The sequence below is a fragment of the Bradyrhizobium pachyrhizi genome (assembly GCF_029714545.1).
GTDB classification, from domain to species: Bacteria; Pseudomonadota; Alphaproteobacteria; order Rhizobiales; family Xanthobacteraceae; genus Bradyrhizobium; species Bradyrhizobium pachyrhizi.
Map to the genome: position 1 here is coordinate 6,154,307 of NZ_CP121667.1, position 21,478 is coordinate 6,175,784.

Consider the following 21,478-nt stretch of genomic DNA (forward strand, 5'->3'; position numbering starts at 1 on the left):
GCTCCGTCAATCTGCCGCGCTTCGTCTTATGACAACCCGAGCGCCCGTCCGTCGCTGCGCGGATCATGCGCCCCGGTGATGCTTCCGTCAGCGTCGATCCGGATCGCACCCGGATGTCCCGCGAGCGGGCTCTGGGCTGGTATCGGACTTATCTCGTGGCCGCGCTCGGCGAGCGCCTTGAAGACCGCTTCACCGGCATCCTTCTCCAGCTTCAGGCTGTCGCGCGCATCGGAGAACGTTTTGCCGAGCAGGAAGCGCGGCCGCGCCAGCGCGGTGAGCGGATCCATGTTGTAGTCGATCAGCCTGGTCAGCACCGCCGCGAGCGTCTGCGGCTGGCCGTCGGCTCCCTGCGTGCCGTACAGCAGATGCGGCCGTCCGCCCTTGAGATAGATCCCCGGATTGAGCGTGTGGAACGGCCGCTTGCCCGGCTTGAGGCAATTGGGGCTGGCCGGGTCGAGGTTGAACGACGCACCGCGGTTGTGCCAGATGATGCCGGTGTCGCCGGCCACCGTGCCGCTTCCCCAATCGTAGTAGACGGTTTGCAGCATGCTGACGCAATTGCCGTCCCGGTCGGTCGCGGCGAGATAAACCGTGTCGCCCTTCTGGAACACGTGCGGCCATGGCATCGCCTTCGCCACGTTAATCGCCTTCGCGCGCGCGTCGAGGTAGCTCGCCGAGAGCAGTTGATTGACCGGGACGTCGACGAATTCCGGATCGCCGATGTAGCGGCTGCGGTCGATGAAGGCCTGCTTCACCGCTTCGACCAGGAGGTGATAGTAGTCCACGCTTCCTTCCGGATATTTCGCGAGCTCGAAGCGGTCGAGGATGCCCATGATCTCGAGCGTCGTGAGACCTTGCGTCGGCGGCCGCAGCCCGAGCAGCTCGCCGCCGCGATAGCTGACGCGCAACGGCGTCTCGTCGCGAGCGCGGCAGCGCGCCAGATCGTCGGCGGTCAGCGGCGAGCCGATCTGCTTCAGTCCGGCCGCAATGCGCGCGGCGAGCTTTCCTTCATAGAAATCGCGCCCGCCATTCGCCGCCAGCATCTCCAGCGATTTCGCGAGCTCGGCCTGGACCAGCGGCTCGCCGATTTCAGGCATCCGGCCAGCGGGCATGAAGATGCGCTGGATGTCGGGCCAGTCCTTCAGGTTCTTCGCTTCCATGTCCTGCCAGAAGCGCTGCGACGGCGTGACCGGGAAGCCCTTGCTGGCGTATTCGATCGGGCGCTCGAACAGCGACGCCCAGCTCTGCTTTCCGGCCCAGGACTTGCGGCTGAAATCGAACGCCTGGTCCCAGACGTCGACGGTCGTGGCCGCGGTCAGCGCCGACCCCGGCCCCCGGATCGGGACCGAGCCGCTGTAGTTCGGCAGGTTGCGCGCGGCCTGACCTGCGCCGGACAGCGTCCGGACATTTCCCTTGCGGTCACTGATCACCATGAAGCTGTCGCCGCCGAGGCCGCTGAAATGCGGATAGGTCACGCACAGCGTGGCACCGATGGCGATGCCCGCCTCGATCGCATTGCCGCCCTTGCGCAGCACCTCGAGTCCCGCTTGCGTGGCGAGCTCGTGCGGGCTCGTCACCATGCCGGTCATCGATCGCGCCAGCGCGCTCGTATTGTCGAAAGCCCAGAGCGGTCGCGGCGCCGCCGCGGCGACCGCCGTGAGCATGGACCCGACCAGCAACTCCCTGCGCGACATGCCAAGATTGGCCATTCGACTTCCTCCCCGTTTCCTCGTTGTGTCGATGTTGTGCGATCGCGGGCTGCTGACACCGCGACGTCCAAATCCCCGAAGGACCGCCACTGGCATTTGGCATGCCAAGATTGAAGAAAATTCTTACTTCGGTCAAGCCTGTTGAGGAGGCGCAAGCGAGGTCGAGCCCACCCTGACCCGATCATGATGGCCATAAAAACGATGCGGGGCCGCGCGCGGCCCGGAGGATCGCGCCGCCCGACGCGCCGAGCTCTAGGCCCGATCGCTGCGGCGGTACGGCACGTAGCGCGGCGTCCAGACCTTGGCGTGAATCCGCGCCTCGACCTGGTCGATCGGAACGTCCCTCGCCAATCCCTCCTTGTGCGCCTGCAGCGCGACCGCAAGCGCCACCGTCTGCGAGACCTCGCGCAACGCGCTGACCGGCGGCAGCAGATTGTGCTTCGGGTTGTCGCGCGCCGGCGAGACGCTGGCCAGCGCCTTGGCGGCCGCCATGAACATGCCGTCGCTGACCCGGCTGGCACCGACCGCGAGCGCGCCGACGCCGACACCCGGGAAGATGTACGAGTTGTTGGTCTGGTCGACCTTGAAGCGCGCGCCGTCGCGCATGATCGGCGGGAACGGGCTGCCGACGCCGATCAGCGCCCGCCCCTCGGTCCACGCCTCGATATCGACCGGCGTCGCCTCCTCGCGCGAGGTCGGGTTGGACAGCGGGAAGATTACCGGCCGCTTGTTGCATTCGGCCATCGCGCGGACGATCGGCTCGGAGAACGCGCCGGCCTGGCCGGAAACGCCGATCAGCACGGTCGGCCTGGTATTGCGCACGACGTCGAGCAGCGCGATCTTGTCGGGATGGCTGAGCTGCCAGCCTGCGATCGCCTGCCTGTCCTGCACGAACGGAAGCTGGAACGGGGCGAGCCCGCTCATACCCTCGAGCAGCAGCCCGTCGCGGTCGACCATGAAGAAGCGCTTCGCCGCCTCGCTCTCCGACAGGCCAGCATCGACCATCGCGGCGCGGATCAGGCTGGCGATGCCGCAGCCGGCCGAGCCTGCGCCGAGCACGGCGACGCGCTGCTCGGTGAGCGGCACGCCGGTGACGTTGATCGCGGAGAGCAAGGCGCCGGTCGCCACCGCAGCGGTGCCCTGAATGTCGTCATTGAAGGTCAGGAGCCGGTCGCGATAGCGCTCGAGCATGCGCGTCGCGTTGTTCTTGGCGAAATCCTCCCACTGCAGCAGGACGCGCGGCCAGCGCTTCACCACCGCCGCGACGAAAGCCTCAATGAAGTCGTCATAGGCCTGGCCGCGGACGCGCTCGTTGCGCCAGCCGACATAGAGCGGATCGGCCAGGCAATCGGGATTGTCGGTGCCGACGTCGAGCATGATCGGCAGCGTCGTTGCCGGATGCAGGCCACCGCAGCCGGTATAGAGCGCGAGCTTGCCGATCGGGATGCCCATGCCGCCGGCGCCCTGGTCGCCGAGGCCGAGGATGCGCTCGCCGTCGGTCACCACGATCGCCTCGACGTGATCGAAGCGCGGATGGGCGAAAATGCGGTCGATCCGGTGCTGATGCGGGATGCTGAGGAATAGCCCGCGCGGCTTGCGGAACAGCCGACTGAATTTTTGGCAGCCCTCGCCGACAGTCGGCGTGTAGACGATCGGCAACAGCTCTTCCAGGTTGCCGACCAGGAGCGCGTAGAACAGCGTCTCGTTGGTGTCCTGCAGCTCGCGCAGAAAGGCATAGCGCTCGATGTCGGTCTCAAAGCCGCGCAGCGCCTCGAGGCGGCGCGAGACCTGCTCGTCCAGCGTCAGGATATTGGGCGGCAACAGGCCGTGCAGGTCGAACGCCTCGCGCTCGGCCTCGGAGAACGCCGTGCCCTTGTTCAGCTGCGGATCGGCCAGCAGCTCGTAGCCGCTCAGCGCAGTGGTCGCAAAAGCTCCTGATGACTCCGACATGGCAAGATCCCCTCAATGCGAAACGCCAGAAGGGACGTTATCACGCCCATGTAACGGATCGGAGCGCGAAGGCGCGCCGCCGCGCAAAGTTGAACGGCCCCGACGCTGCGGCTGCACCTGCGGACCGACACCAACATACCTTGGTATAGCCCGCCTGATTCCTTGTGATGGCCCGTGCTTACGCCCGTACAGTTGAGCGATGGCGAGAGATTTTTACACTCGCGTCTACTCCAATGTGATCAGGATCACTGCTCCGAGCCGTCAATCACAAGACTGTCACGCGTAGCAGGTGTCGACTGGAACGCGGGTTTCGAGGACCACTCAGATGATCGTCAACATTCAGAAGCTGAACGGCCTGTGGCACCTTATCGTCGGGTCGTGCAAGATCCGAACTCCGTTCCTGGAGACCCAGGACCGGGAGTGGGTCGTCGCCTACGCCAGGCGAATCTACCCCGGCGCCAAGGTTTTCGAGCGCGACTGACGCTGTTGCGCCTCACAGCTCTCGTCCCGGACAAAAAGCCCCGGAGCATGCTCCGGGGCTTTTGCTTTCAACGCAGCAACCCCGCTGCGATCAGTGCAGCGCCGACATCACGATCAGGCCGAGGATCAGCGCGGTCGCGGAATATTTGAGCGTGTAATACACGTTCCGATTCCACTCCTTGACTTTGCGGCTGGCGAGATGGACCTCGTAGAGCTTGCCGAACACCTTGTTCAGCGCGCCAACATGCTCGCCGTCGATGTTCTGGGTCGCCGACGCCTTGACGATGTTGTGGCTGACCCAGCGGTTCATCGCCGTCATGAAGCCGTACTTCATCGGGCGCTCGACGTCGCAGAACAGGATGATGCGGTTGACGTCGGTCTTGTTCTCGGCGCTGTGGATGAAGGTCTCGTCGAACATGAAGGCCTCGCCGTCGTGCCAGACGCATTCGACGCCGTCGACGAGGATGCGGCACTGGTTCGAGTTCGGCGTCACGAGGCCGAGGTGATAGCGCAGCGAGCCAGCGAAGGGATCGCGGTGCGCCCCGAGCTTGCCGCCCGGCGGCAGCATCGCGAACATCGCGCCATGCACGCTCGGGATCGAGTTGAGCAGCTCCACCGTCTTCGGACACAGCGTCCGCGCCGACGGCAGGAAGTCGTCGTACCATTTCAGATAGAAGCGCTTCCAGCCGCTTTTGAAGAAGGAGTAGAAGCCCCAGTCGTTGTTCTTGGCCGCGGCGCGGATGAAGCCTTCGTCGAACAGGCGCGTGGCCTCGTCGCGGATCGTCTCCCAATTGTCGGAGAGCTTCTTGAGTTCGGGAAACTGCTCAACCGGAATCACCGGCGTGTTGGGCACGGCGGAGCCGGCATACATCAGCACATTGTAGGGCGCGAGGTAGGTCGAGTGATCGCCGAGCTGGCGAGCGAAGCGCAACCGCTGCTTGCCGCGGAAGTGGATGTAGAGCGTAGAGGCCACCAGCACGTAGAGAATAGCGAGCTGCGGCGCGAAGAGCTGTCTCAACATGATCCGTCTATGATCGCTGTCCGCCGACGCTCTTCATGCCCCGCCCCGCAGGAGCCTTGCCCTTCACGGGTGGCCCAGTCCGGGCGGCGAAACGCGTCGCCGTCCGCGAAAATTCCCCTGTTTCATAGTGACTTGGCACTGCGGCGCGGTCTGGCAAATGAGCCGGAATCGTTGCCGCGGTGCCGTCCCGGACGAGCCATGTAAGCGTTCGCTCACCAAATGTGAAGCGCCGCGCCGCACGGGCGCCAACTTTGTGACACTATTCACACATCTAATTCGCCATTGACAAACTGATTATACAATTCCTAATGCTGAGTGACCCGCCGAAGAGCGCGGACGCCCAAAGGGAGGAATGATGAGACAGTTTCTGGCGGCAGCCATTGTCGCGGCGATGACCACGGCCGCTCACGCCCAGGTTTCCGATGATGTCGTGCGCATCGGCGTGCTGACCGACCTGTCGAGCTGGGGCCGCGACAATTCGGGCCCGGGCTCGGTCGAGGCGGCCAAGATGGCGGTCGAGGAATTCGGCCCCACCGTGCTCGGCAAGCCGATCGAGATCATCTCGGCCGACCACCAGATGAAGACCGACGTCGGAGTGCAGATCGTGCGCGGCTGGTTCGACAACGGCAAGGTCGACGCCGTCGTCGACATTCCGAATTCCGGCATCGCGATCGCCGTGCACAACATGGTGCGCGAGCGCAACAAGATCGCGCTCTTGTCCGGTCCTGGCGCGAGCTCGCTGACCGACGAACTGTGCAGCCCCAACACGGTGCATTTCGCCTACGACACCTACGCGCTGTCCAAGGTGACGGCCTCGGCCGTGATCAAGGAAGGCGGCAAGTCCTGGTTCTTCGTCACCGCGGATTACGCCTTCGGCCAGCAGCTCGAGAAGGACGCGACGCGCTTCATCAACGAGATGGGCGGCAAGGTGCTCGGCAGCGTCAAGCATCCGACCAACACCGCCGACTTCTCCTCCTTTGCGCTGCAGGCGCAGAGCTCGAAGGCCGACGTGGTGGCGTTCGCCAATGCCGGCCAGGACACCGACAATTCGATCAAGCAGTCCGGCGAGTTCGGCCTCGTGCAGGGCGGCCAGAAGCTGGTCGGCCTCTTGATGTTCGATACCGACGTGCATGCGATCGGCCTCAACGCCGCGCAGGGCACCTACATGACGACGGCATCGTACTGGAACATGGACGAGAAGACGCGCGCCTGGTCGAAGAAGTTCTACGCCCGCGCCAATGTGATGCCGACCATGATCCAGACCGGCGTCTACGGCTCGGTGCTGCATTATCTCAAGGCGATCCAGGCCGCCAGCACCGACGATCCGAAAGCGGTGATGGCCAAGATGCGCGAGCTGCCGATCGAGGACACCTTCGTGCATGGCGGCAAGCTGCGCGAGGACGGCCGCGTGATCCGCGACATGTATCTGGCGAAGGTGAAGAAGCCTTCGGAATCCAAGGAGCCGTGGGATTATCTCGACATCGTCAAGACGGTGAAGGGCGAGGACGCCTATCGTCCGGTCTCCGAGTCGAAGTGTCCGCTGCTCAAGAAATAGGATCGATCGCGTGGCCAACGAAGAAGCTTATGATTGCGACGCGCTGGTCGTCGGCTCCGGCTGCGCCGGGCTGTCGGCGGCGGTCACCGCCGGCCATCACGGCCTCAAGGTCCTGGTGGTCGAAAAGGAGCCGCGGTTCGGCGGCACCACCGCGCGCTCCGGCGGCTGGCTGTGGATCCCCGGCACCTCGCTGGCCAAAGCCTGGGGCATCGAGGAGAGCCCCGATCAGGCCAAGACCTATCTGCGCCACGAGGCCGGCAACAGCTTTGACGCCGCCCGCGTCGATGCGTTCCTGACCGAGGGGCCGAAGGCGGTCGACTTCTTCACCACCAGCACCGCGGTGCGCTTCGACATGCCGCTGACCTTCCCGGACTATCATGCGGAAGCGCCAGGCGGCGCGCAGGGCGGCCGCTCAATGGTGACGCGGCCGTTCGACGCCCACGAGCTCGGCGACGCCCTCAAGAATCTCGGCAATCCCCTGCCCGAGCTCACCGTGTTCGGCATGATGCTCGGCTCCGGCAAGGAGATCGTGCATTTCATGCGCGCGACCCGGTCGCTGACCTCGGCGGCCTACGTAGCCAAGCGGCTGTCGAAACACGCCATCGATGTGATCCGCAACGGCCGCGGCATGACGCTGACCAACGGCAACGCGCTCGCCGGCCGGCTGGCGAAATCCGCCTTCGACCTCGAGATCCCGCTCTGGCTCAACTCGCCGGTGCGCGAATTGATCGTCGAGAACGGCACGGTGCGCGGCGCGGTCGTCGTGCGTGAAGGGCGCACGATCCGCGTCAACGCCAAGCGTGGCGTGGTGCTCGCCTGCGGCGGTTTTCCGCATGACGTCGCGCGACGGCAGAAGATGTTCCCGCACGCCCCGACCGGAAAAGAGCATTATTCGCCGGGCCCGACCGGCAACACCGGCGACGGCTTGCGTCTTGCTGAATCCGCCGGCGGCCGCGTCGACGACTCGCTGCCGAATGCCGCGGCCTGGGTGCCGGTCTCGGTCACGACGCGCAAGGACGGCTCGAAAGGCGTGATGCCGCATTTCATCGATCGCGCCAAGCCGGGCGTGATCGCGGTGATGGCCGACGGCAGGCGCTTCGCCAACGAGGGCAATTCCTACCACGACTTCGTGCAGGCGATGATCAAGGCGGCGAAGCCCGGCGAGGAGATCGCGGCGCATCTCGTCTGCGATCACGAGACGCTGCGCAAATATGGCCTTGGCTGCGTGCCGCCGCGCCCGATGCCGCTCGGCCATCATCTGAAGACCGGCTATCTCAAGCGCGGCGCGACTCTGGCGGAGCTCGCCGCGCAGGCCGGCATCGACGCCAAGGCGCTCGAGGCGACCGTCGCGGAGTTCAACACCACCGCTGCGGAGGGCCGCGATCCCGCCTTCGGCAAGGGCTCGCGCGCCTATAACCGCTACCAGGGAGACGCGCTGCACGGACCCAATCCCTGCATCGCGCCGATCCAGCACGGGCCGTTTTACGCCATCAAGATGGTGATCGGCGACCTCGGCACCTATGCCGGCATCCGGACCGACGCCAATGCCCGCGCGCTCGACGCCGACGGCCAACCGATTGCCGGCCTCTATGCCGCCGGCAACGACATGGCGAGCATCATGGGCGGCAACTATCCCGGCGCCGGCATCACGCTCGGGCCCGCGCTGACCTTCGGCTACATCGCGGGCAAGCACATTGCCGGCGTGGCGGCGGAAAGAAGCGCGGCATGAGCGCGATGGCGAGCCTGCTCGCAGGCAAGCGCGCGCTGGTGACCGGCGCTGCCCACGGCAACGGACGCGCCATCGCGCTTGGCCTCGCGGCGCATGGCGCGGACGTTGTTGTGACCGACATCGATCGCGCCGGCGCCGAGCAGACCGCGGCCGACATTGGCCAGCGCGGCCGCGCGGCGTGGCCGTTCGAGCTCGATGTCACCGATGCGGCGGCGTGCTCCGCGCTGGCGCAGCGTGCGGCGCGCGAGGTCGGGCCGATCGCGATCCTGGTCAACAATGCCGGCATCATCATCCGTGAGGGCATCGACTCGCCCCGTGCAGGCGAGAATTGGCGGAGGGTGCTCGACGTCAACCTGACCGGCACGTTCAACGTCACCCACGCCTTCCTGCCGGCATTGCGCAAGACGCGCGGCGCGATCATCAATCTCGGCTCGATCGCGTCCTTCCTCGGCGTTGCCGATACGCTGGGCTATGCGCCGTCCAAGGGGGGCGTCAAGCTCCTCACCCAGGCGCTCGCCCGCGAGCTTGCCGCCGACGGCATTCGCGTCAATGCGATCGCGCCCGGCGTGATCGAAACGGCGATGACCGAAGCGACCCGCAACGACCCTGCCCGGCTCGCCGGATTTCTCGGCCGCACGCCGCTCGGCCGCGTCGGGCAGCCGGAGGAGCTGGTCGGCCCGGTGGTATTCCTCGCATCGGAGCTGGCATCTTATGTGAACGGCGTGACCATGCCGGTCGACGGAGGGTTTCTCGCCGTATAAGCACATTGTGGGAGCTGGCAGGGCCACATGACGAGAGAGAGCCGCGGCATACAGTCGATCGAGGTCGGCGGAGAATTGCTCCGCGCGCTGGCCCGCAGCGGCGAACCGATGATGCTGCGCGATCTCGCGCGCGAAGCCGGCATGCCGCCGGCCAAGGCGCATCCCTATCTCGTCAGCTTTTCCCGCATCGGCCTGATCGAGCAGGACGAGACCACCGGCCGTTACGAGATCGGGGCGCTGGCGCTCGAGCTCGGCCTCATCAGCCTGCGCCGGCAGTCGGCGGTACGGATCGCAACGCCGCGGATCGCAGCGCTCGCCGACAGCATCAATCACGCGGTGTCGCTGTCGGTCTGGGGCACCCACGGCGCGACGGTGGTGCGGCTCGAGGAGCCGAGCCATCCGGTGCATATCGCGATGCGCGTCGGATCGGTGGTGGCGCTGCTCGAGACCGCGACCGGCCGCGCCTTCGCCGCCTTCATGCCGCCGAACGCGATCAGGACCGCGCTCGAGAGCGGCCTCGACCGCCTCGGCGTCGGCTACAATCCGAAGCGTCCGCCGGCGGACGCGAAGACGGCCGAGATCCTCGCCGAGGTCCGCAGCCGCGGACTGGCACGGGCGATCGGCGATCCGCTGCCCGGCGTCAACGCCTTCGCCGCGCCGGTGTTCGATCACGCCGGCCACGTCGCGCTGGTCATCACCGCGATGGGGCCGGAAGGCACCTTCGACGCCGGCTGGGACAGTGCGATCGCCGCCGCGCTGCGCGATTGTGCGGGCGATATCTCACGGCAACTGGGGCACGGCACGGTGCGGGCGACCGAAAGACCGTGAGGTAAGCCCGCTCGTCCGGCTCCCTCCTCGCGCGCGCGTGCCACTGAGTTGCCCGACGGCGCAAGCCCGAAGCACAACTCGGTGGATGGTTTCCCCGTCTCACCCGATCGAGGGGCGCCTGCGCATCGTCACGGGTGTTGTGGTGAGATGCGGTGGACGCCGCGTGCGCGACCGACGAGTGCGCATGCAGCGGACGGCGAAATCGTGCAGGCTCCGTTCAGAGAGGGCGGAACGAAGAGCAAAGCTCGGACAAATCACGTCGCGAGAACGCGGATGTGTGGCTCAAGCGGCGCCACAAACTCAGTGTCGTCCCTGCGAAAGCAGGGACCCATAACCACAAATGCTGATTGTTGAACGATGCTGGGACGATGAGTCCCGCTCCCAACACCCGCTGCGGCGTATGGGTCCCTGCTTTCGCAGGGACGACGGCGGGGTATTTGGCGACGTCAGAGCGTCGTTCCGCCGGGACGACAGCCCTCTGTCACCCGCGTCACCCCAGCAAAAAGCCCCGGGCGATGCCGGGGCTCTTCACGTGATCGATCGCTGCGGGCCCGGATCAGTAGCGGTAGTGATCCGACTTGTACGGACCTTCCTGCTTGACGCCGATGTAGTCGGCCTGGTCCTTGCGCAGCTCGGTCAGCTTGACGCCGATCTTGGCGAGGTGCAGGCGGGCGACCTTCTCGTCCAGCGTCTTCGGCAACACGTAGACCTTCTTGGCGTACTTGCTGTCCTTGTTGTTGGCGAACAGCTCGATCTGCGCCAGCGTCTGGTTGGTGAAGGAGGCCGACATCACGAAGGACGGATGGCCCATCGCATTGCCGAGGTTCACCAGCCGGCCCTCCGACAGCATGATGATGCGGTGCTTGTCGGGGAATTCGATCTCGTCGACCTGCGGCTTGATGTTGGTCCACTTCAGATTGCGCAACGCGGCGATCTGAATCTCGTTGTCGAAGTGACCGATGTTGCAGACGATGGCGCGATCCTTCATCGCGCGCATGTGCTCGATGGTGATGATGTCCTTGTTGCCGGTGGCGGTGACGAAGATGTCGGCGCGCGGCGCCGCGTCTTCCATGGTCACGACCTCATAGCCTTCCATCGCCGCCTGCAGCGCGCAGATCGGATCGACCTCGGAGACCATGACGCGGCAGCCGGCCTGGCGCAGCGAGGCGGCCGAGCCCTTGCCGACATCGCCGAAGCCGGCAACCATCGCGACCTTGCCCGACAGCATCACGTCGGTGCCGCGGCGGATGCCGTCGACCAGCGACTCGCGGCAGCCATAAAGGTTGTCGAACTTCGACTTGGTGACGCTGTCGTTGACGTTGATCGCCGGGAACAGCAGCGTGCCCTTGTTGGCCATCTCGTACAGGCGATGCACGCCCGTGGTGGTCTCTTCCGAGACGCCCTTGATGTTCTTGGCGATCTCGGCGAACCAGCCCTTCGGCTTCTCCTTCAGGAGGCGCTTGACCAGCGCGTAGAAGATCTCCTCTTCCTCGGAGCCCGGCTTGTCGAGGAAGGCGGTGTCGCCCTGCTCGGCGCGGTAGCCGGCATGCACCAGCATGGTGGCGTCGCCGCCGTCATCGAGGATCATGTTCGGCGTGCCGCCGCCGTGCCAGTCGAACAGCTTTGCGGTGTAGTCCCAGTACTCGGTCAGCGTCTCGCCCTTGACGGCGAACACCGGAATGCCGGCGGCGGCGATCGCAGCCGCGGCGTGATCCTGGGTCGAATAGATGTTGCAGGAGACCCAGCGGATGTCGGCGCCGAGCGCGGCCAGCGTCTCGATCAGCACCGCGGTCTGGATCGTCATGTGCAGCGAGCCCGCGATGCGCGCGCCCTTCAGCGGCTGCTTGGGGCCGAACTCCTCGCGGGTGGCCATCAGGCCGGGCATCTCGGTCTCGGCCAGCGAGATCTCCTTGCGGCCGAAATCGGCGAGCGCAATGTCCTTGACGATGTAGTCGGTGAAGCCGGGCTTCGTGGGGGCGTTCATGTCTGTTTCCTAATCGATGAATCCAGTGTGTCAGTAACAAAGCGAGCCGAACGCCTGCGGCGCGGCCTTCTCCCTCTCCCCGTTCTTACGGGGAGAGGGTCGGGGTGAGGGGCTCCATCCGCGCGTTGAGTTCGCGGAGAGTCCCCCTCACCCGCCGCTTCGCGGCGACCTCTCCCCGCAAGCGGGGCGAGGTAAGAGTATCAGAGCGCGCGCTTCAGCTGCTCGACGAGATCGGTCTTCTCCCAGGAGAAGCCGCCCTCATTGTCGGGCGTGCGGCCGAAATGACCGTAGGCCGAGGTGCGCGCGTAGATCGGGCGGTTGAGATCGAGATGGCTGCGGATGCCGCGCGGCGTCAGATCCATCGCCTTGGCCGCCGCCTTCTCGAGCTGATCCTCCGACACCTTACCGGTGCCGTGGGTGTCGATGTAGATCGACAGCGGACGCGCCACGCCGATCGCGTAGGCGAGCTGCAGCGTGCAGCGGTCGGCGAGACCGGCTGCGACGATGTTCTTGGCGACATAGCGCGCGGCATAGGCGGCCGAGCGGTCGACCTTGGTCGGATCCTTGCCGGAGAACGCGCCGCCGCCATGCGGAGCCGCGCCGCCATAGGTGTCGACGATGATCTTGCGGCCGGTCAGGCCGGAGTCGCCGTCGGGACCGCCGATGAAGAACTTGCCGGTCGGATTGATGTGCCAGATCGTCTTGTCGCTGATCCACTCCTTCGGCAGCGCCTCGCGGACATAGGGCTCGACGACGTCGCGGATCTGCTTGGACGACAGGTCCTCGATCAGATGCTGGTGCGAGACCACGATCTCGCGGACGCCGACCGGCTTGCCGTTCTCGTACTGCACCGTGACCTGGCTCTTGGAGTCCGGACCCAGCACCTTCTCGCGGCCGGAGTGGCGCGCTTCGGAGATCAGCCGCAGGATCTTGTGGGCGTAGAAGATCGGCGCCGGCATCAGGTCCGGCGTCTCGTTGGTGGCGTAACCGAACATGATGCCCTGGTCGCCGGCACCCTCTTCCTTGACCTCGCCCGGTTGCAGCGCGTCGACGCCCTGCGCGATGTCGGCCGACTGCGGATGCAGCAGGATCTCGATGTCGCAGTTCTTCCAGTGGAAGCCGTCCTGCTCGTAACCGATGTCCTTGATTGCAGAGCGAACCACGCTCTCGATGTGGTCGTTGGTGACCGAGCTCGGGCCGCGCGTTTCGCCGGCGATCACCACCTTGTTGGTGGTCGCGAGCGTCTCGCACGCCGCGCGGATCTGCCACGGGTCGATGCCCGCTTTCGGTCCCTCGCGATAGAACAGATCGACGATCTCATCCGAGATACGATCACAGACCTTGTCCGGATGGCCTTCCGAGACCGACTCGCTGGTGAACAGGTAAGACGCGCGCATCAAGCAAACCCCTTGTTAAGTCGAAGTCCGACGTTGGTTGGTGAATATGTCCCCGGCATGTCAGTCTCGTCGCCGCGAGATGACGTAGGATTCGTCGTAGAACCACAGCCCGTTGTGTTTGCGGAGAACTTCGCGCGTGGCCTCGAGAGCTCGTCCGTTTTCGGTCGTTTCGGTCAACCGCTCATCTTCGATCTGCGCGACATACACCGCCGCATTCCACGCAGCAAAGGCCGTCGAGGTTCCGATCGAGCCGGTTACCTCATTGGGCAGCGCTTCCATATCATACCGGAAGATCGAACGGTTATCGGCGTAGGCGTTGAAGTTCAGCTCGCGGCCGGCGGAGCCCAACTCGTATTTCACCGCGCGCAGTATCTCATGACGGCTGACGGCGAAAGGATTTTCTCCGGGCCAGACCGCTTGAATCATTTCAAGCCCGGGGTCGCCGCCGTGGGAGTGGATTCCTATCAGCCGTCCGCCGCCGCGCAGTGCGCGGGCCAGCGGCGCGATGATCCGCTTGGCGCGGAAGTTCACTGAGGATTTGGCACGGTAGGGCTGCGAGGCGATCACAAGATCGAAATTGGCTTCGGTGCGGCCGGCCCGCGGAATGATGGAATCGAGCAGGAACCGGTGATCGTCCCGGTAGAGGACCAGCGCCACCGGCCGCTCATAGATCGGCATCGCATTGCCGGGGCTGAGATTGGCGCGCCAGTTCTGCTCCAGGAACGGACCGAGTTCGGCGATCTGGGCCTCGAACTCACCCGAGGACGCGCCCCGCAGCGCCACCTCGTGCCAGATCATGCTGGCGGCCGCCGCGGAGTTCTTGGGCGTCAGCCACGGCGCCTCGGCGTAATACATGTTGGTGAACACGAAGACGCTGGCCGGATGCTCGAACAGGCGGTCGGGGACCTTGTCGAGAGTCAGGCGGACGTCCTCGAGGCTCAGTTCCTTGCCGGCGACATAGAACGGCATATGTGGGAAGCGGCCATGCATGGCGCGCAAGACCCGCGCCAGCACCGTGCCGTCGCCCATCCCGGCATCGAACACCCGCAGCGCCGGCGGCCGCGGATGGATGGCGGCCAATTCCAGCGCAACCCGGTCGGCGATCACCCGCTTCTCGCTGCAGGTGTGGACGAACAGCAAATAGCGCTGGCGGTTCTCGAAGAACCGGAAATTGCCCCGTGGATCGCGCTTTTCCGGCGGCACCACGAGGCCGCGCGGCGGCGCCACGCCGCCCGGCGTCGAGGTCGCGATGAAGCCGTTGATGCGGTCGAGCGTATCGATGGTGATGCGCTTGCCCTCGCGCAGCCGGTACACCAGCTTGCCGTCATTGACGGCGCGGCGGCCGAACGTCGTCTCCGCCATGTCGGAGCGACGGCAGAAATCCGTGATCTGGCTGAGGATTTCGTCGTTCTTCATGGCGCCTTGGGTGGGCAACGGCGAGTGGGACAGGAGTGGGCAGAAATGATGACTGGCAGCGTCTTATCACCATTTTCCCACCAGTTGAACCCCCTCTGCTGCCCGATCACCAAACAGTCATGGACCACCCCCTGGACCGGTCTCTTGGACCGCCCCGCCGTCGTCGATCGCCATGACGGCCTTACCCCGGATGACCGATGCGCCGCCTGCTCCTGATCCCCGCCCTCCTTGCCGCTTTGCTCTGGTCGGCGCCCTGTTTCGCCGAGGCGCGCTCCCAGCTCGGTCCGCTCTGCACGACCGAGACCACGCCGGCCGACCAGATGATCGACGCCTGCACCAAGATCATCGCGCTGAAGGTGTTTTCCGGCGAGAAGCTCGCGACCATCTATTTCTGGCGCGCGGTCGGTTGGAACAAGAAGGGCGACTACGCCCAGGTGATATCCGACGCCACCGAGGCGCTGCGCCTCAAGCCCAGCACCGCCGTCTACAATTTGCGCGGCTCAGCCTATTTCGACAAAGGCGAGTACGACATCGCGATCACCGACTTCAACGATGCGCTGCGCATGGGGCCGCCGAGCGGCATCATCTTCCACAACCGCGGCAACGCCTATCGCAGCAAGGGCGACTATGCCAAGGCGATCGCCGACTATGACGCCGCGATCAAGGCCGGTCCGAAGTCAGCCTTCTCCTATCAGAACCGCGGCGCCTCGAAGCGGGCGCTCGGCGATCTCGACGGCGCGCTCGCCGACATCAACGAGGCGGTCAGGATCGACCCGTCGCTGCCGCAGCCGCTGATCAGCCGCGCGGTGATCTGGCGCGCCAAGGGCGAGATCGAGCGCGCGATTGCGGACACGTCGGAGGCAATCCGGCTCGCCAAGGCCAAGGCGCCCGTCAACATCATGACGCCGCCCGGCAGCGTGCTGATTTCGGCCTATACCCAGCGCGGCCTCAGCTATGAAGCGAAGGGTGATGCTGCGCATGCCAAGGAAGATTACGTCGCGGTGCTCGAAGGCGTGGCGTCCGATGCCGGCAGCAAGGCCAACCAGGCCACCGCGAAGGTGCGGCTCGCGCTGCTCAAGGAAGCCGACGCGGCACCGCGCAAGACCGTGGCGGCGCCGGCCGCCGAGAGCAGCCCGGCCGCGCCACCGGCCGCTTCCGTCAAGACACCGGCACCGGCGCCGCCCGCCGCGGCGGCCCCGGCGGCAGCAACCGGCCGGCGCCTCGCGCTGGTGATCGGCAACGGCGCCTATGCGCATGTCAAGGCGCTGCCCAATCCGTCCAACGATGCGCGCGCCATCGCCAGGAGCCTGCGCGACATCGGCTTCACCGTCTCCGAGGGGCTCGATCTCGATCGCGACACGATGCAGAAGACGATCCACGATTTCCTGCGCGAGGCGGCGCGATCGCAGATCGCCGTGGTCTACTATGCCGGTCACGGCGTGCAGGTCGATGGCCGCAACTATCTCGTGCCGGTCGACATCGAGTTCAGGGCGGGCGCGCGCATGACCGACGCGATGGTCGACATGGACACCATCATGGCCGGGCTCGACGACCAGATCCGCACCAACATCCTGATCCTCGATGCCTGCCGCAACAATCCGATGGCGCCGCAGCTGGCCTCCGCAGGTCCAAGCCGCGGCATCGAAGCGGGCTCCGGCCTTGCCGCGCCCGCCTCGCTCGGATCGGGCTCGACGCTCGGCGCCGGCACGCTGATCGCGTTTGCGACCGCGCCGGGCCAGGTCGCGCTCGACGGCGAAGGCGCCAACAGCCCGTTCTCGGCGGCGCTGTCGCGCCATGTCGGCACGCCCGGCCTCGAGGTGCAGCAGATGCTGACCCGGGTCCGCGCCGAGGTCGTCGCCGCGACCAAGGGCAAGCAGGTGCCGTGGTCGAATTCGTCGCTGCTCGGCGAGGTCTATCTGGCGGAGCGGTGATGGTGCGACGGGACAGCGTCATTCCGGGGCGACGCGCAGCGTCGAACCTCAGGGGCGCAATTGCGCCCCGGGGAATCTCGAGATCCCGGATTCGCGCTCCGGGATGACGCTAGCGCGTCACTTCCCCCACACCTCATTCGCGACCTCGACCGCGAGCCGCAGCTTGGCCCACTGCTCTTCCTCGGACAGGATGTTGCCTTCCTCGGTCGAGGCAAAGCCGCATTGCGGCGACACCGCGAGCTGCTCGATCGGGGCAAACTTGGATGCCTCTTCCAGCCGCCGCTTGATGTCGTCCTTCTTCTCGAGCTCGCCGAACTTCGAGGTGATGACGCCGACCACCACGACCTTGTTGCCCTTGGGCAGGAAGCGCAGCGGCTCGAAGCCGCCGGCACGGTCGGAATCATATTCGAGGAAATAGCCGTCGTAATTGGTGCCGGCGAGCAGAGTCTCGGCGACCGGCTCGTAGCCGCCGGAGGAGATCCAGGTCGAGCGGAAATTGCCGCGGCAGACATGGGTCGTGATCACCATGTCGGACGGACGATCGGCGATCGCGTAGTTGATGACCCGGGCGTAGATCTCCTGCAGACCGTCCGGATTGTCGCCGCGGTCGCGCGACTTCTGCAATTCCTCCTGCGAGCACAGATAGGCCCACACCGTGTCGTCGAACTGCAAATAGCGGCAGCCGGCATCGTAGAACGCCTTGACCGCCTTGCGATAGGTCTTGCCGAGGTCCTGATAGAATTCCTCGAGGTCCGGATAGACCTCCTTCGAGATCAGCTTGCGGCCGCCGCGGAAATGCAGCACCGCCGGCGAGGGAATCGTCATCTTCGGCGTGACATGCGCCTGGTCGGCGTACTTCTTCAGGAAACGAAAGTGATCGAGCATCGGGTGATGATCGGAGAAATCCAGCTTGCCGATCACCCTGATGGCGTCGTGCCGGGTCTGCACGCCCGCGAACTGGATGCCCATGTCGGGATGGAACAGCTCGCAACCGGTCAGATGGCTGAGGAAATCGAAGTGCCACCAGGAGCGGCGGAACTCGCCGTCGGTCGCAAGCTTCAGGCCGACCGAGGCCTGCTTGTGCACGACCTTCTCGATCTCCATGTCCTCGACCTTGCGCAGCTCGTCGGCCGAGATCTCGCCCTTCTCCAATCTGGCGCGGGCCTCCTTGATCTTCGGCGGCCGCAACAAGCTGCCGACCTCGTCGGCGCGGAACGGAGGCTTGGTTCGCTGCATGGTCAACTCCCGGACGTTTCTCATGTGCCTTCTAATGCGCCTTGGCCCCGGAGACGCCGAGGTGGCGCTCGAGGACGGAGGGATCGGCTTTCAGCGCGCTGCTTGCGGCATCGTGCACGATCGTGCCGCGTTCCAATATCACAACGCGGTCGGCCAGCCCCAGAATCTTTTGCGCGTTCTGCTCGACGATGATCGAGCAGATGCCGCCTGAGCGCGTGATGGTTCCGATCGCCTTTAACAATTCCTCAACGATGATCGGCGCGAGGCCTTCGGTCGGCTCGTCGAGCAGCAGCACTTTCGGATTCAGCGTCAGCGCGCGGCCGATCGCCAGCATCTGCTGCTCGCCACCGGACAGCTGGTTGCCGAAATTGCGCCGCCGCTCCTGCAACCGCGGAAACATCTCATAGACTCGCTCGACCGTCCACGGCCCGGGCTGCGCCACCGCGGTCATGTTCTCTTCCACCGTCAGCGAGCGGAAGATGTTGCGCTCCTGCGGCACCCAGCCGATCCCGGCGCGGGCGCGCTGGTCGGGCCGCATCGCCGTGATGTCGTGGCCTGCGAGCGCGACGCTGCCGCCGAAGCGCCTGACGATGCCGACGATCGAATTGATCAGCGTGGTCTTGCCGGTGCCGTTGCGGCCGAGCAGCGCGAGCACCTGGCCCTCGGCAAGCGCCAGCGACATATCGGGCAGCACCACCGCCTCGCCGTATCCGGCACGCAGGCCCTGGATGGAAAGAAGGTCAGGCATCGGCGGCCTCGCCGAGATAGACCGCCCTCACCTGCGGATCGCGCGCGACCTCGTCGGGTGCGCCCTCGGTGAGCAGGCCGCCATTGACCAGCACCGAGATGCGGTCGGCGAAGGAGAATACCAGGTCCATGTCGTGCTCGATCAGCAGCACGGTGACGTCGCGCGGCAATGCTGCGACCGCCGCGAGGATGTCGTGGCGCTCGCTCTCGGGCACGCCAGCCGCAGGCTCGTCGAGCAGCAGCACGCGCGGCTTGGCGGCGATCGCGACCGCGATCTCGAGCAGGCGCTGCTTGCCATAGGGCAAGGTCGAGGTGAACTCCGTCATCACGTCGAGCAAACGGAAGCGCGACAGGATCTCGGCGATCTCGGTGTTGACGTCGCTCCGCGTTCCCATCCGCCGCCACCAGTCGCCGCCGCGGCCCATCCGTTCGGAGACCGCAAGCCCGATGGTTTCGAGCGGGGTCAGGTCGGGATAGAGCTGATTGATCTGGAAGGTGCGCGACAACCCGCGCAGCACCCGCTTGTGGACGGAAAGGCCGGTGATGTCGCTGCCTTCGAGCAGGATGCGCCCGCTGTTCGGCGTCAGCACGCCGGTCAGCTGATTGATCACGGTGGTCTTGCCCGCCCCGTTCGGCCCGATCAGCGCGTGGCGGGCGCCCTGCATCACCTTGAGCGAAAGATCGCGGGTGACGCGAAGGGCGCCGAAGGATTTTTCGAGGCCACGTGTTTCCAGCGCGATCGTCATGACGCGTCGCTCTCCGGCACGGCAACGGCAGCCTTGCGGCCGGCGAACTGGCGGATGATCAGGTTGGGCACGAACAGCACCCAGCGATGGATGCGCGCGCGGCCGACCAGCACGATCACGACCAGCACGAGGCCGATCCAGAACAGCCAGTATTGCGGGGTGATGCTCTGAAACAGCTCCTGCAGCATCTTGAACACGACGGCGCCGATCAGGCCGCCATAGAGATAGCCGGTGCCGCCGATCACGAGCACCAGCATCAAGTCGGCGGAGCGCTCGAAGGAGAACACATCGAGCGACGCAAGCGCCGTGGTCTGGGTGAACAGCGCGCCGGCGATCCCGGCGTAGAATGCGGCCAGCGTATAGACCGCGATCAGGCGGCGGTTGACCGGCACGCCGATCGCGGCCGCGCGCAGCGGATTGTTCCGGATCGCGCGCAGCGACAGGCCGAACGGCGAATGCACAATGCGTCGGGCGAGCAGGAACAGGATGAACAGAACGATCAGCGAGTAGAAGAACCCGGTCTTGCCGAACATGTCGAACGTGAACAGACCGAGGATCGGCTGCATCTCGATGCCCTGCAGCCCATCGGTGCCGCCGGTGATGTTGGAGAAGCGCTCGGCGAGCGCTTCCAGCAGCAACGCGATGCCGAGCGTCACCATCAGCCGTGTCAGATCGACGCCGCGGATGACGAGAAAACTGGTCAGGAAGCCGAGCAGCGCCGCAACCAGACCGGCGGCGACTAGCGCGATCACAGGCTCGTTGATGATGCCGTGCAGCGCCAGCAAGCCGGCCGAATAGGCGCCGACGCCGAAGAAGGCCGCGTGGCCGAGCGAGACGATGCCGGCGTAGCCGAGGATCAAGTCGAGCGACAGCGCGAACAAACCGAGCCGGACGATGTCGGTCATGATCAAATAGCGCGACGGAAACAGGAAGGCGCAGGCGAGCGCCAGCGCCCAGAACGCGACCTCGCTGACCCGCCAGCGCGCGCCGGCCATCGCGTGAGTGGAAACGTCTGATAGCGCCGTCATGACCGCCTCACCGTGCCGCGGTACGGCCGAACAGGCCGTTCGGACGCCAGAGCAGGATCACGATCATGACAGTGTAGATCACGAACGGACCGAGCTTCGGCACGTAATACTTGCCGGCGACATCGGCGATGCCAAGCAGCAGCGATGCCAGGAACGGTCCGGTGATCGAGGAAGAGCCGCCGACGGTGACGACGATCAGGAAGTAGATCATGAACTTCAGCGGGAAATACGGATCGAGCCCGAGGATCTCCGCACTCAGCGCGCCGCCGAGGCCGGCGAGGCCGCAGCCGAACGCAAAGGTGAAGGCGAACACCTGCGGCACGTTGATGCCGAGCCCGATCGCGGCGCGCGGATCGTCGACCGCGGCGCGCAGCCGGCTGCCGAACCGCGTCTTCGCGAGGATCAGTTGCAGCGCCAGCGTGAGCAGGCCGCAGATCACCACGATCATCAGCCGGTAACGGCCGATGCCGACGCCGAACAGGTCGATCTGGCCTTCCAGCGCCGCCGGCAGCTTGATGAAGACCCGCGACGATCCCATGATGTAGTCGACCGCCGCGACCGACATGAACACCAGGCCGATCGAGAACAGCACCTGATCGAGATGGCTGCGGCTGTAGAGATGGCGGTACAGCGTGCGCTCCAGCGCGATGCCGATCACCGCGCTGCCGACAAAGGCGAGCGGCAGGCCTGCGAAGAACGACCAGCCGGAATTATTCACCAGCACGGCACAGATATAGCCGCCGGCCATCGCGAAGGCGCCATGCGCGAGGTTGACGAAATTCATCAGCCCGAGCGTCACCGCAAGCCCGCAGGCGAGCACGAACAGCAGCATGCCGTAGGCGACGCCGTCGAACAGGTTGGTGAGGATAGAGGCCATCGGGTCAGCCTAACCGAGAAGTCGCGACAGGTACCACCTCGACGGGATCGTCATGGCCGGGCTCGTCCCGGCCATCCACGTCT

The 21,478-nt window shown here is 65.7% G+C and carries 17 protein-coding genes; 6 read left to right on the forward strand and 11 right to left on the reverse strand.

What is annotated here, in order from left to right:
- Window positions 1–26: 26 nt before the first annotated feature.
- Complete coding sequence (gene ggt, locus QA639_RS29255; protein ID WP_428841071.1) at window positions 27–1,709, reverse strand: gamma-glutamyltransferase; 1,683 nt, start codon at window positions 1,707–1,709, stop codon at window positions 27–29.
- A gap of 252 nt (window positions 1,710–1,961) precedes the next feature.
- Window positions 1,962–3,659, reverse strand: coding sequence for an NAD-dependent malic enzyme (locus QA639_RS29260; protein WP_283087849.1), 1,698 nt, complete (start codon window positions 3,657–3,659; stop codon window positions 1,962–1,964).
- A 325-nt stretch (window positions 3,660–3,984) separates the two neighbouring features.
- Here QA639_RS29260 and QA639_RS29265 point away from each other — a divergent pair, with 325 nt between their 5' ends.
- Complete coding sequence (locus QA639_RS29265; RefSeq protein WP_016843659.1) at window positions 3,985–4,140, forward strand: hypothetical protein; 156 nt, start codon at window positions 3,985–3,987, stop codon at window positions 4,138–4,140.
- Window positions 4,141–4,230: 90 nt separating this feature from the next.
- On the opposite strand, the gene QA639_RS29270 is transcribed toward QA639_RS29265, so the two are convergent.
- Window positions 4,231–5,160, reverse strand: a complete 930-nt coding sequence (locus QA639_RS29270) for an aspartyl/asparaginyl beta-hydroxylase domain-containing protein (RefSeq protein WP_283087850.1) — start codon at window positions 5,158–5,160, stop codon at window positions 4,231–4,233.
- Between the two features lie 352 nt (window positions 5,161–5,512).
- Here QA639_RS29270 and QA639_RS29275 point away from each other — a divergent pair, with 352 nt between their 5' ends.
- Genes QA639_RS29275 through QA639_RS29290 form a run of 4 tightly spaced genes read left to right on the forward strand, consistent with a single transcriptional unit; the run spans window position 5,513 to window position 10,033 of the window.
- Window positions 5,513–6,715, forward strand: a complete 1,203-nt coding sequence (locus QA639_RS29275) for an ABC transporter substrate-binding protein (RefSeq protein WP_428841072.1) — start codon at window positions 5,513–5,515, stop codon at window positions 6,713–6,715.
- A gap of 10 nt (window positions 6,716–6,725) precedes the next feature.
- Window positions 6,726–8,444 carry an FAD-dependent oxidoreductase gene (locus tag QA639_RS29280; RefSeq protein WP_283087852.1) on the forward strand — a complete coding sequence of 573 codons (1,719 nt, stop codon included), beginning with the start codon at window positions 6,726–6,728 and terminating at the stop codon, window positions 8,442–8,444.
- Window positions 8,441–9,205 (forward strand): SDR family NAD(P)-dependent oxidoreductase, encoded by a 765-nt coding sequence (locus QA639_RS29285; RefSeq protein ID WP_283087853.1) that lies wholly within the window; start codon window positions 8,441–8,443, stop codon window positions 9,203–9,205. The genes QA639_RS29280 and QA639_RS29285 overlap by 4 nt, the downstream gene beginning before the upstream one ends.
- Window positions 9,206–9,232: 27 nt before the next feature.
- Window positions 9,233–10,033 carry an IclR family transcriptional regulator gene (locus QA639_RS29290; RefSeq protein WP_283087854.1) on the forward strand — a complete coding sequence of 267 codons (801 nt, stop codon included), beginning with the start codon at window positions 9,233–9,235 and terminating at the stop codon, window positions 10,031–10,033.
- A 556-nt stretch (window positions 10,034–10,589) separates the two neighbouring features.
- Here the strand turns inward: QA639_RS29290 and ahcY are convergent.
- From ahcY to QA639_RS29305, 3 genes are all read right to left on the reverse strand, one after another.
- Window positions 10,590–12,017, reverse strand: coding sequence for an adenosylhomocysteinase (ahcY, locus tag QA639_RS29295; protein ID WP_076825790.1), 1,428 nt, complete (start codon window positions 12,015–12,017; stop codon window positions 10,590–10,592).
- 200 nt (window positions 12,018–12,217) lie between these two features.
- Window positions 12,218–13,414: a methionine adenosyltransferase gene (gene metK / locus QA639_RS29300; RefSeq protein ID WP_283087855.1), complete on the reverse strand. Its 1,197-nt coding sequence runs from the start codon at window positions 13,412–13,414 to the stop codon at window positions 12,218–12,220.
- 60 nt (window positions 13,415–13,474) lie between these two features.
- Window positions 13,475–14,830, reverse strand: coding sequence for a hypothetical protein (locus QA639_RS29305; RefSeq protein WP_157343074.1), 1,356 nt, complete (start codon window positions 14,828–14,830; stop codon window positions 13,475–13,477).
- 197 nt (window positions 14,831–15,027) lie between these two features.
- Here QA639_RS29305 and QA639_RS29310 point away from each other — a divergent pair, with 197 nt between their 5' ends.
- Complete coding sequence (locus QA639_RS29310) at window positions 15,028–16,761, forward strand: caspase family protein (RefSeq protein WP_283087856.1); 1,734 nt, start codon at window positions 15,028–15,030, stop codon at window positions 16,759–16,761.
- 117 nt (window positions 16,762–16,878) lie between these two features.
- On the opposite strand, the gene QA639_RS29315 is transcribed toward QA639_RS29310, so the two are convergent.
- The 5 genes from QA639_RS29315 to QA639_RS29335 are packed head-to-tail and all read right to left on the reverse strand — an operon-like array spanning window position 16,879 to window position 21,395.
- Window positions 16,879–17,997, reverse strand: coding sequence for a cobalamin-independent methionine synthase II family protein (locus QA639_RS29315; protein WP_016840262.1), 1,119 nt, complete (start codon window positions 17,995–17,997; stop codon window positions 16,879–16,881).
- Between the two features lie 31 nt (window positions 17,998–18,028).
- Window positions 18,029–18,745, reverse strand: a complete 717-nt coding sequence (locus QA639_RS29320; protein ID WP_283087857.1) for an ABC transporter ATP-binding protein — start codon at window positions 18,743–18,745, stop codon at window positions 18,029–18,031.
- Window positions 18,738–19,490: an ABC transporter ATP-binding protein gene (locus tag QA639_RS29325; protein WP_283087858.1), complete on the reverse strand. Its 753-nt coding sequence runs from the start codon at window positions 19,488–19,490 to the stop codon at window positions 18,738–18,740. The genes QA639_RS29320 and QA639_RS29325 overlap by 8 nt, the downstream gene beginning before the upstream one ends.
- Complete coding sequence (locus QA639_RS29330) at window positions 19,487–20,518, reverse strand: branched-chain amino acid ABC transporter permease (protein ID WP_283087859.1); 1,032 nt, start codon at window positions 20,516–20,518, stop codon at window positions 19,487–19,489. The genes QA639_RS29325 and QA639_RS29330 overlap by 4 nt, the downstream gene beginning before the upstream one ends.
- 7 nt (window positions 20,519–20,525) lie before the next feature.
- Complete coding sequence (locus tag QA639_RS29335) at window positions 20,526–21,395, reverse strand: branched-chain amino acid ABC transporter permease (RefSeq protein WP_283087860.1); 870 nt, start codon at window positions 21,393–21,395, stop codon at window positions 20,526–20,528.
- Between the last annotated feature and the right edge of the window lie 83 nt (window positions 21,396–21,478).

Excerpts from the sequence above, each read along its gene's own strand:
- QA639_RS29310 (WP_283087856.1), top strand. The coding sequence starts at position 15,028 with ATGCGCCGCCTGCTCCTGATCCCCGCCCTCCTTGCCGCTTTGCTCTGG.
- QA639_RS29315 (WP_016840262.1), bottom strand. The coding sequence starts at position 17,997 with ATGCAGCGAACCAAGCCTCCGTTCCGCGCCGACGAGGTCGGCAGCTTG.
- QA639_RS29265 (WP_016843659.1), top strand. The coding sequence starts at position 3,985 with ATGATCGTCAACATTCAGAAGCTGAACGGCCTGTGGCACCTTATCGTC.
- QA639_RS29275 (WP_428841072.1), top strand. The coding sequence starts at position 5,513 with ATGATGAGACAGTTTCTGGCGGCAGCCATTGTCGCGGCGATGACCACG.
- QA639_RS29260 (WP_283087849.1), bottom strand. The coding sequence starts at position 3,659 with ATGTCGGAGTCATCAGGAGCTTTTGCGACCACTGCGCTGAGCGGCTAC.
- QA639_RS29325 (WP_283087858.1), bottom strand. The coding sequence starts at position 19,490 with ATGACGATCGCGCTGGAAACACGTGGCCTCGAAAAATCCTTCGGCGCC.
- ahcY (WP_076825790.1), bottom strand. The coding sequence starts at position 12,017 with ATGAACGCCCCCACGAAGCCCGGCTTCACCGACTACATCGTCAAGGAC.
- QA639_RS29285 (WP_283087853.1), top strand. The coding sequence starts at position 8,441 with ATGAGCGCGATGGCGAGCCTGCTCGCAGGCAAGCGCGCGCTGGTGACC.
- QA639_RS29320 (WP_283087857.1), bottom strand. The coding sequence starts at position 18,745 with ATGCCTGACCTTCTTTCCATCCAGGGCCTGCGTGCCGGATACGGCGAG.
- QA639_RS29305 (WP_157343074.1), bottom strand. The coding sequence starts at position 14,830 with ATGAAGAACGACGAAATCCTCAGCCAGATCACGGATTTCTGCCGTCGC.
- QA639_RS29335 (WP_283087860.1), bottom strand. The coding sequence starts at position 21,395 with ATGGCCTCTATCCTCACCAACCTGTTCGACGGCGTCGCCTACGGCATG.
- QA639_RS29290 (WP_283087854.1), top strand. The coding sequence starts at position 9,233 with ATGACGAGAGAGAGCCGCGGCATACAGTCGATCGAGGTCGGCGGAGAA.
- ggt (WP_428841071.1), bottom strand. The coding sequence starts at position 1,709 with ATGGCCAATCTTGGCATGTCGCGCAGGGAGTTGCTGGTCGGGTCCATG.
- QA639_RS29330 (WP_283087859.1), bottom strand. The coding sequence starts at position 20,518 with ATGACGGCGCTATCAGACGTTTCCACTCACGCGATGGCCGGCGCGCGC.
- QA639_RS29270 (WP_283087850.1), bottom strand. The coding sequence starts at position 5,160 with ATGTTGAGACAGCTCTTCGCGCCGCAGCTCGCTATTCTCTACGTGCTG.
- metK (WP_283087855.1), bottom strand. The coding sequence starts at position 13,414 with ATGCGCGCGTCTTACCTGTTCACCAGCGAGTCGGTCTCGGAAGGCCAT.